Raw genomic sequence first — 2,153 nt, 5'->3', positions numbered from 1 at the left:
AGGATGTTGATGATGCCTTTGCCGTTGTCGGTTTGCATCCAGTCTTGCAGGTTGAGGGAAGGTTCGCCGAAGAATTTTTCTGCGCCTTCGTTCTCCAGCGTCAAAAGCTGACGCTGAATCGCGCCGATACTGGCGGCGGAAACGTTGCCGTATTGCGTGCGGTATTCCGAAGCATGGTCGGAAACGTGTTTCAACATGCTGCGCAGGTCTTTCAAGTCCAGAATGTGCCAGCCTCTGTCGTCGGCAACTTTGAACACAAGGTTGAGCAGGCCTTCTTGCGTGTCGTTCAGATTCATCAGACGGGCCAAAAGCATAGGACCCATTTCCGAAACGGTTACGCGTACGGGAATACCGGTTTCGCCGTAAACATCCCAAAAGCGCACGGGGAAACTTTGCAGCCATTGTTCGCCCAAATCAAACTCGGCGATGCGTTCGCCCACTTTGCCGCTGTTGGCACCGGCTTGCGCGATGCCCGACAAATCGCCTTTGACATCGACTAAGAATACTGGGACGCCTTCGCTGCTGAAGGCTTCCGCCATACGGCGCAGGGTAACGGTTTTACCCGTACCGGTCGCACCGGCGATCAAGCCGTGGCGGTTGGCCATTTTGCCTTGGATTTCGAGCGTTTTCCCGTCGGCACGCGCAATTTGAAATGTAGTCATGATTATTCCTTAGAATCCGTGATGTGAAACAATGTGTTGTCTTAAAAAACAAGCATTTTAACGTTTGCAGCGGGGGGATTCAACCAAGCAAAGTTTCAGACGGCCTTAAGTTTTGCAAAGGTTTTTTTGCAGTGATTGGATAGGGTTGAAATCTGCTATAATTCCATCCAACACGCAACCGTCTGACAAGGCGGTTGTTTTCTTTGTTTTTTGAATAGTTTGTTACGAAAGCGAAAATCGGAATGACTGTACAACAAGCCCCTTTGGGCGAAAAAACCATGGCCGTGCTGATGGCGATGTTGGTCGCGCTGATGCCGTTTTCTGTCGATGCTTATCTGCCTGCAATTCCCGAAATGGCAAAGTCGCTGGGTTCGGACATCCACCGCATCGAGCAAAGCCTGAGCTTTTTTATGTTTGGCGTGGCATTTGGCCAGGTGGTCGGCGGTTCGATTTCGGATATTAAAGGCCGTAAACCTGTCGCCTTGGTGGGATTGAGCATTTACTTTGCCGCCGTTGTCGGTTTGACGATGGTGAATAATGTCGAGCAGCTATTGAACTTGCGTGCCTTGCAGGCGTTTGGTGCGGGGATGACCGTGGTGATTTCCGGCGCGATAGTGCGCGATTATTATTCCGGACGCAAAGCCGCGCAGATGTTTGCCTTAATCGGCATCATTCTGATGATTGTGCCATTGATGGCGCCGATGATTGGTGCAGGCTTGCAGAATTTGGGTGGCTGGCGCATGATTTTCGGCTTTCTGGCCTGCTATTCGCTGCTGCTTTGGGGTTTGATGTGGTATTTCCTGCCCAAGCCGCATCAAAAAGGCAAAATCAGCATGGACGTGTTCGGTGTGGTGGCAGGCAGGTTTAAACGCGTTTTGAGAACGCGTGCCGCGATGGGCTATTTGTTTTTTCAAGCTTTCAGTTTCGGTTCGATGTTTGCCTTTTTGACCGAATCGTCGTTTGTGTACCAACACCTGTATCATGTTTCACCAAACCAATATGCTTGGATATTTGCGCTCAATATCATTACCATGATGTCGTTTAACCGCGTTACCGCATGGCGTTTGAAAACTGGTACGCATCCGCAAAATATCCTCAAATGGGGCATTATCGTCCAATTTGCCGCCAATCTGCTGATGACAGTTTTGGTATTGTCGCTGTCTCTGCCGCCTTTGTGGGCTTTGGTACCATGCGTGATGTTTTCAGTCGGTACGCAAGGCTTGGTCGGAGCGAACACTCAGGCCTGCTTTATGAGCTATTTCAGTGCAGAGGGCGGCAGCGCAAATGCGGTTTTAGGCGTGTTCCAATCCCTTGTCGGCGCATCGGTCGGTATGGCAACGACTTGGCTGCATAATGGTTCCGCCTTGGTAATGGCCGGTATGATGTTAAGCTCGACCGTATGCGGTATCGTACTGTTGTGGATTTGCTCGCATCAGGCTTGGATGGAAAACGATAAAAAAGAATATGTTTAACCTTCAGGCCGTCTGAAAA

Annotated in this window: 2 protein-coding genes; one reads left to right on the top strand and one right to left on the bottom strand. The window is 50.3% G+C overall.

The window, feature by feature from the left end:
* Positions 1–662: helicase HerA-like domain-containing protein (locus ACTHS3_RS11850; RefSeq protein WP_440368024.1), on the bottom strand; the 662-nt coding region annotated here is incomplete at its 3' end.
* Between the two features lie 242 nt (positions 663–904).
* Here ACTHS3_RS11850 and ACTHS3_RS11845 point away from each other — a divergent pair.
* Entirely contained in the window at positions 905–2,134 is a 1,230-nt protein-coding gene (locus ACTHS3_RS11845) for a multidrug effflux MFS transporter (RefSeq protein WP_440368023.1), read from the top strand.
* Positions 2,135–2,153: the final 19 nt, after the last annotated feature.

Source organism: Neisseria sp. P0009.S007 (genome assembly GCF_051962515.1).
The sequence above is the reverse complement of the archived record's forward strand: the minus strand, read 5'-3'. Positions and strand labels throughout refer to the sequence as shown.

Bases quoted from the DNA above. Each gene is read 5' to 3' on its own strand.
- ACTHS3_RS11845 (WP_440368023.1), top strand. From the start codon at position 905: ATGACTGTACAACAAGCCCCTTTGGGCGAAAAAACCATGGCCGTGCTG.